The organism is Flavobacterium xanthum (genome assembly GCF_900142695.1).
Taxonomy (GTDB): domain Bacteria; phylum Bacteroidota; class Bacteroidia; order Flavobacteriales; family Flavobacteriaceae; genus Flavobacterium; species Flavobacterium xanthum.
This window is the reverse complement of the sequence record NZ_FRBU01000021.1, coordinates 68,300-75,046: the sequence shown is the minus strand read 5'-3', so window position 1 is coordinate 75,046 and position 6,747 is coordinate 68,300. Positions and strand designations below refer to the sequence as shown.

The following is a 6,747-nucleotide window of genomic DNA, read 5'->3' as shown; positions in this document are numbered from 1 at the left end:
ACCTCGGAAAAGGCATCAATTTGATTCTCCAAATGAAGTATATTTACAATTATTAAACAATAATCAGGAATTCGCATTAATTAATTGAATCCACCACTTAAAAAAATGAATTTAGAAAATTTAAATTTAGTAGAGCTGAATGCTCAGGAAGTACAAGAAGTTGAAGGGGGAGCAATCTGGTGGCCATTTGCATGGTATGGACTCGAAGTTTTCAATAATCCAATAGCACATCACAAAGCTTTTTCAGCTGGATACAGCACAACCAATGACGCTTGGAATTAATTATCTAAACTTACAAACAATGGAAAAATTAGGACTTATAGATTTAAATCTTCAAGAGTTAATAAATATTGAAGGGGGAAGTGAACTTGCTGAAGGATTAACTTATTTAATTGGTGTAATGGGAGCATACATGAAAAGCGCACATCATGTTAGAAGTCAATATGATCTTATCGCTATGGGACATTAATAAATATTTATTGGACATTAAAGGACTTTATCTCCTTTGATGTCCAATTGTTATCGAATTAACAATGACATTTAAAAAAATATACTTTTCAATTTACATTAAGCTATTTCTTTGTTTTTTATACGGATTTGTAATCAATACTATTTACAGACCATATATTTACAAACACAATATTCCTGATTGTGGTCTAGCAGATGTAGGCAACAATATCATTTTTATCCCAACTACATATTACATTATTGGAGTATTTAATAAAAAGAAAAACCCTTTAAGCAAAATTGATGTTATAAAACAAGTTGTTATATTAAGTTTTCTGGAAATTATCTCTGCTTTCGTGCCACATATTGGAACTTTTGATATCAAAGATGTTTTTGCTCTAATAATAGGAGCGGTAGCGCTCCTACTTTTTGAATTTGATAAATTAAAAAAAGAATAATATTACGGAAGTATCTAATTTCTAAAAATAATTAAACTCATGAACTTCAGTTCAGACCCCATCAACACCTTAGAAAATCTAATCGCCAAAAACAAAACCAAGAGTATCTCTATTTACTTTGTAATAGTAATAGCTGTACTGGTTTTTATAGCATTATTGCCTGTGATCAAAATAGACATTAGCAGTCAAAGTCGCGGTATTATTCGCAGCACTACTGATAATGTTCAGGTAAGCAGCTTAGTCAATGGAAAAGTGACATTTGTAAAACTCAAAAACAATCAAGTAGTGCAGCAAGGCGATACCTTAATTGCTATTACACAAGAAAACCTCAATACTGAGAAAGTTACTAATCAAGTGGCTGCAGCTACTACTCAGGATCAGATTCATGATTTAACTCAAGTTGCACAAGGCAGTGCAACAAGCTTAAAAACTCCAGCTATGCAGCAAGAGTGGCTTAGCTACAGTAGTAAAAAAGAAGAGTTACAAAGTAAAATTGCACAAGCTAAAATAGTGTACGACCGCAACAAGCAGTTACACGACAAAGGAATAATTGCCAAGGCTGAATTCGAGAAATACAGTTTTGATTATACGTATACAAAACAAGCGCTTTCTAGTTTAGAGAAAAGCCAACGCAGCCTTTGGCAAAACAACAAACAAGAACTGGAAATGCAACTCCAAAACTTAAACGGAACGCTACAAAAAATAAAAGTAGAGGCTCAAAATTATTATATCATTGCACCGCTATCAGGAACAATCGAGAATTTCTCAGGTATTCAAAACGGCTCTTTCTTGAACGCCTCTCAGCCAATTGCCACTATTTCGGCTACGGATAAACTAATTGTGGAAAGCACCGTTTCACCAAACGATATTGGACTGATACAGAAAAACCAAAAAGTAAAATTCCAGATTGATGCTTTCAATTACAACCAATGGGGATTACTGGAAGGGAAAGTAGTTGACATCGACCATAATATTACCATTCAAGGAGAGCAAGCATTTTTTAAAGTACGATCTGCTTTGAATGCAACCACAATGAAATTACAATCAGGTTACAAAACCAAAGTCACCAAAGGAATGACACTCACTACACGCTACATCATTACAAGAAGAAGCTTATTTGATTTATTGTTTGACAAAGTAGATGATTGGCTCAACCCAAAACAATTAGAAATTAGAAATTAGCAAGTAGTAATTAGTAGTTGCTGAAATTTCTACTTTCTACTTGCTAATTACTACTTCTCTAAGCTTTCTTTCAATTTTTTAGTTATGGCGACCAAAAGCCTTAGTATTTCAATACAATCCGTAGACAATGAATCAAATTCCATTTTTGTAATGTATTCCGTTTCAAACAATAGTTCAATCCAATACTGGGTTTCGTTTGCTTCCTTTAAAGCAATGTACAATTTGTTCAGAAAATCTTTTCTGCTTTGGGCAAATTCACTTTCTTTAATTAAAGCACCAATTGCTGTTCCACTTCGAAGCATTTGTTTAGACAAAACAAATTCTTTTTTCTCTGTTTGTAAATACTTAAAAGTATTGATAATTCTAATTGCAAATTTTTTTGACTTTACATGGATAAGATTATCGTTTTTCATAAAGAAATTAATTTATAGAAAATCAAAATTACTAATTTCCAACTACTAATTTCTAATTATATAATGGCCTCAATAAAAATAAAACAACATGATATCAAAGATTGTGGCGCTGCTTGTCTCGCTTCTATTGGCAATCATTACAAAGTTAATCTACCTATAGCCCGAATTCGTCAATTTGCCAATACCGATAAGCGAGGTACCAATGTGCTGGGGATAATTGAAGCTGCAGAAAAAATGGGCTTTTCTGCCAAAGGAGTAAAAGGAGGTATCGATGCTATTGATAAAATTCCGCTCCCTGCTATTGCTCACGTGGTGGTAAAAGAACAATTGCATCATTATATTGTGATTTATTCTGTCTCCTCACCCTCTGGGAGGTCGGTAGGGGAAATTACAGCAATGGATCCTGCTTTTGGTAAAATGGAGACCTACACGTATGAAGAATTTCAAAAAATTTGGTCAGGAGTATTGATTCTTTTTGCACCGAATGATGATTTCAAGGAATACAACGAAAAAGTTTCTCCTATAAAACGCTTTTGGCATTTGGTACAGCCACACAAAACCATCTTAGTTCAAGCTTTGGTCGGTGCCATACTTTTTACCGTTTTAGGATTGGCCATGTCCATTTATATCCAAAAAATTACCGATTATGTTTTGGTGGAAGGCAACAGAAATTTGCTGAATCTGCTGAGTGTTTCCATGATTATCATCATTATACTGCAAGCCTACATCGGTTCTAAAAAGAGTGTTTTTGTTATGAAAACGGGGCAATTAATTGATGCTAAATTAATTTTGGGATACTATAAACATTTGCTTCATCTGCCGCAACGTTTTTTTGACACGATGCAAGTGGGAGAAATCACATCCTGGATTGGCGATGCGGTAAAAATTAGATCTTTTATCAATGAAGTGGCGATTGATATGATTGTCAATATCTTCATTGTGATTTTTTCCTTTACGTTGATGTTTACCTATTATTGGAAATTGGCTTTGGTGATTCTTTTGGTAATTCCTTTTTATGGAGCTATTTATTTTCTTTTAAATAAATTCAATAAAAAAGTAGAACGCGTTATCATGGAGAATGCTGCCGAATTACAAACACAATTGGTTGAAAGTGTCACGCATATCAGAACCGTAAAAGAATTTGGAATCGAAGAGTTTTCGAATCTAAAGACAGAAAATAAATTTGTAAAACTATTGTTCACCACCTACAAATCAGGCTTAAACAGTGTTTTTGCAGGGACTTCTACCCAATTTCTGGCTTCGATATTTACTGTTATTCTAATGTGGATTGGTTCGGGTTATGTGATTGACAGAGCCATTACTCCAAGAGAATTATTTTCCTTTTACGCTTTGATTGGGTATTTTACTTCTCCCGTTGCTACCTTGATTGGGATGAACAAAACGGCACAAAATGCACTCATAGCAGCTGATCGACTTTTTGAAATAATGGATTTAGAACGGGAAGAAACAGAAAACAAAGTCGAATTGCAAAGAGAAAATATGGGAGACATAAAATTTGAAAATGTAACGTTTCGTTATGGCTCGCGAACAGAAGTTTTCAAAGATTTTAATGCGGTTTTCAAGAAAAATGAAACTACTGCTATTGTTGGAGAAAGTGGTAGTGGGAAAACAACATTGATTTCGCTTTTACAAAATCTGTATCCTATTAAAGAAGGGAAAATTTATATTGGCGATTATGATTCTCAATTTATTCATTATCAAAGTTTACGCAACTGCATTGGAGTAATTCCGCAACAACTCAATTTATTTTCAGGCAATATTATAGAAAATATTGCTCTAGGATCTTCTTTTCCTGACATGCAACGCATTTTAGATTTGTCAAAACAATTAGGAATAACTGAATTTGTAGAGAAATTACCCAATGGTTTTGAAACTCAAATAGGCGAAAACGGCGCCATGCTTTCCGGTGGGCAGAAGCAACGACTTGCCATAGCCCGAGCTTTATACAAGAATCCAGAGGTATTATTAATGGATGAAGCCACATCGTCATTAGACACTAATGCAGAGTATATTGTTAAAAAAGTTATTGATGATTTTAAAGCGCGAGGTAAAACCATTATTGTTATTGCGCATAGATTAAGCACCATTGCAAATGCGGATACCATTTTAGTAATGGAGAATGGAACAATAATAGAATGTGGAAACCATATTTATTTATTAGAACAAAAAGGGAAATACTATGATTTATGGCAGAAACAAGGATTGTTGTAATACTAACTTACAAACACAAAAAAGGCGATTAAAACTTAATTTTAATCGCCTTTTTTATAAATCCAAGCGCTGTTTTATCCATTTAATACTTTAGCACCACCAACAATCTCTAAAATTTCGCTGGTAATTGAAACTTGACACGCTTTTTTATACGTTGATTTCTAAGTTCCGTTGCTTTATCCGTTGCTTTGCTTCGCTCGGGTGTGCATAGTAGTCATACGTGCTCTGAAGCAAATGAATAGAATTCCTTAGTGCAATTATTTCGACAATGATTTTAAAATCAGCTACAATGCAATTTCTTTATTTGTAATGCTTTTTATACCTTAAAAAATACATCCTCAATAGCAATATCCAATTCAGGAAACAGCGGGCTTGTAATTTTTTCGCCTTCTACTTGCGGTTTTAAACCAATAAATACTTCGTTCACTAAGGTGTAAACTAGAATCAATTTATCATTAGGTTCAATTATCCAGTATTCTTTCACGCCCGCTTCTTGATATAAATTAAACTTAGTGTGCACATCGTGTTTGCTATTATTAGTCGACATAATCTCAATCATCAAATCTGGAGATCCATTGCATCCTCGTGCATCTAGTTTGCTTTCATCACAAATAATACACAAATCAGGCTGAACCACGGTAGAGTCTTTTTTGGTTGATGGAATAGCTAAACGAACATCAAAAGGAGCTTGGAAAACATCACAAGACTGTCGCTTAAAATAGGTATTTAATTCAAACGATAAATTATTTGAAATTCTTTGATGCACCATACTTGGTGCTGGACTCATTTTCCGAATAAATCCCTTAATCAATTCTACACGCTCCTGAAATTGCCAACGCAAATAATCAGCATAAGAATATTGCTTAGTCAAATCTAAATCGGAAAAATTTGTAATTATTGCCATTTGTGTAGCTTTTGAAAAACAAATTTAATGAATTAACTTTTTGATTGCAAAAAAATGATTTTATGTGTTATTAGGACTATCAAATATTAGGTTTGTATTTAATCAAAAGTAAATAAGCAATTTAACGGTTTTCGTCAATAGAAAAAGTCCTCCAAATTGGAGGACTTTTAGATAAATATTCAGCTACTTTCTTACCCATTCAATGCTTCAGCACCACCAACGATCTCTAGAATCTCATTAGTAATAGAAGCTTGACGCGCTTTATTGTAAGTCAATTTCAATTGATTTCTCAATTCAGTTGCATTATCCGTTGCTTTGTGCATGGCAGTCATACGCGCTCCGTGCTCAGAAGCAAATGAATCACGAATCCCTTTGTACAATTGTGTTTTTAATGATTTTGGAATTAAAGTCAACACGATTTCCTCTTTTGAGGGTTCAAAAATATAATCCCCTGTCGAAACCGGTACATCAGATTTTATAGGTGCCAATGGTAAAAATTGCTCCGTTTGAACGATTTGTGTTGCTGCATTTTTAAATTGGTTGTAAATCAACTCAATTTTATCGTATTCACCGGAAACGAATTTCTCGGTTAACAAGTCTGCGATTACAGCCACATTATCAAAAGTCAAATCGTCAAATACAGCGCTATGATTGTCTACAACAGGAAGTGTTTTACTTAAAACATCATTTCCTTTTTTACCGATAGCAAAAACATCCACCTGTTTTCCAGCATAAAATTCTGCACGGCTTCTGGCTTCTTTAATGGCATTAGTATTAAAAGCGCCAGCCAAACCCCTATTAGAAGTTATTACAACAAGCAACACTTTTTTAACTTCACGTTGTGTTGTAAATTCTCCACCCGCATCACCTTCAAGTGTAGCAGAAAGATTTTGCAATAGTTCCGTTAATTTTTCGGCATAAGGGCGCATTGCCGTGATTGCATCTTGTGCTTTCTTTAGCTTTGCTGCAGAAACCATTTTCATCGCTGATGTAATTTGCATCGTAGATGAAACGGAAGTAATTCTATTACGGATTTCCTTTAAATTTGCCATTTTGTTTATAGTGAAAGGTGAATCGTGAAAAGTGAATAGCCTAACTACTCACTTTTCAC

8 protein-coding genes and 1 pseudogene are annotated in these 6,747 nt (G+C 34.0%); 5 read left to right on the top strand and 4 right to left on the bottom strand.

The genetic code is table 11. The features are described 5' to 3' along the window. Nucleotides 1-105 precede the first annotated feature (105 nt). The 4 genes from BUC11_RS17160 to BUC11_RS10355 all read left to right on the top strand — a co-directional run bounded on the left by BUC11_RS17160 (nt 106) and on the right by BUC11_RS10355 (nt 2,087). A complete protein-coding gene (locus BUC11_RS17160; RefSeq protein ID WP_245793849.1) occupies nt 106-282 on the top strand; it encodes a hypothetical protein in 177 nt (58 codons plus the stop codon). Between the two features lie 19 nt (nt 283-301). Continuing rightward, nucleotides 302-469: a hypothetical protein gene (locus BUC11_RS16965; protein WP_175547744.1), complete on the top strand. Its 168-nt coding sequence runs from the start codon at nt 302-304 to the stop codon at nt 467-469. 64 nt (nt 470-533) lie between these two features. After that, nucleotides 534-905, top strand: a complete 372-nt coding sequence (locus BUC11_RS10360) for a hypothetical protein (RefSeq protein ID WP_073353866.1) — start codon at nt 534-536, stop codon at nt 903-905. A gap of 39 nt (nt 906-944) precedes the next feature. Then, nucleotides 945-2,087, top strand: a complete 1,143-nt coding sequence (locus BUC11_RS10355) for an HlyD family secretion protein (protein WP_175547743.1) — start codon at nt 945-947, stop codon at nt 2,085-2,087. A 50-nt stretch (nt 2,088-2,137) separates the two neighbouring features. Here the strand turns inward: BUC11_RS10355 and BUC11_RS10350 are convergent, their stop codons facing one another. Beyond that, a complete protein-coding gene (locus tag BUC11_RS10350; RefSeq protein WP_073353865.1) occupies nt 2,138-2,500 on the bottom strand; it encodes a four helix bundle protein in 363 nt (120 codons plus the stop codon). 63 nt (nt 2,501-2,563) lie between these two features. On the opposite strand from BUC11_RS10350, the gene BUC11_RS10345 reads away from it, so the two are divergent. Further along, nucleotides 2,564-4,732, top strand: a complete 2,169-nt coding sequence (locus BUC11_RS10345; protein ID WP_073353863.1) for a peptidase domain-containing ABC transporter — start codon at nt 2,564-2,566, stop codon at nt 4,730-4,732. Between the two features lie 74 nt (nt 4,733-4,806). On the opposite strand, the pseudogene BUC11_RS17370 reads toward BUC11_RS10345, so the two are convergent. From BUC11_RS17370 to atpG, 3 genes and pseudogenes are all read right to left on the bottom strand, one after another. After that, a pseudogene (locus BUC11_RS17370) lies at nt 4,807-4,922 on the bottom strand (F0F1 ATP synthase subunit gamma); the annotation flags it as partial. A gap of 126 nt (nt 4,923-5,048) precedes the next feature. Beyond that, complete coding sequence (locus BUC11_RS10340) at nt 5,049-5,636, bottom strand: Uma2 family endonuclease (protein ID WP_073353862.1); 588 nt, start codon at nt 5,634-5,636, stop codon at nt 5,049-5,051. 191 nt (nt 5,637-5,827) lie between these two features. Then, on the bottom strand, nt 5,828-6,688 hold the full coding sequence (gene atpG / locus BUC11_RS10335) for an ATP synthase F1 subunit gamma (RefSeq protein ID WP_073353860.1): 861 nt from the start codon (nt 6,686-6,688) through the stop codon (nt 5,828-5,830). Nucleotides 6,689-6,747: the final 59 nt, after the last annotated feature.

Bases quoted from the DNA above. Each gene is read 5' to 3' on its own strand.
- BUC11_RS10340 (WP_073353862.1), bottom strand. From the start codon at position 5,636: ATGGCAATAATTACAAATTTTTCCGATTTAGATTTGACTAAGCAATAT.
- BUC11_RS16965 (WP_175547744.1), top strand. From the start codon at position 302: ATGGAAAAATTAGGACTTATAGATTTAAATCTTCAAGAGTTAATAAAT.
- BUC11_RS10345 (WP_073353863.1), top strand. From the start codon at position 2,564: ATGGCCTCAATAAAAATAAAACAACATGATATCAAAGATTGTGGCGCT.
- atpG (WP_073353860.1), bottom strand. From the start codon at position 6,688: ATGGCAAATTTAAAGGAAATCCGTAATAGAATTACTTCCGTTTCATCT.
- BUC11_RS17160 (WP_245793849.1), top strand. From the start codon at position 106: ATGAATTTAGAAAATTTAAATTTAGTAGAGCTGAATGCTCAGGAAGTA.
- BUC11_RS10360 (WP_073353866.1), top strand. From the start codon at position 534: ATGACATTTAAAAAAATATACTTTTCAATTTACATTAAGCTATTTCTT.
- BUC11_RS10350 (WP_073353865.1), bottom strand. From the start codon at position 2,500: ATGAAAAACGATAATCTTATCCATGTAAAGTCAAAAAAATTTGCAATT.
- BUC11_RS10355 (WP_175547743.1), top strand. From the start codon at position 945: ATGAACTTCAGTTCAGACCCCATCAACACCTTAGAAAATCTAATCGCC.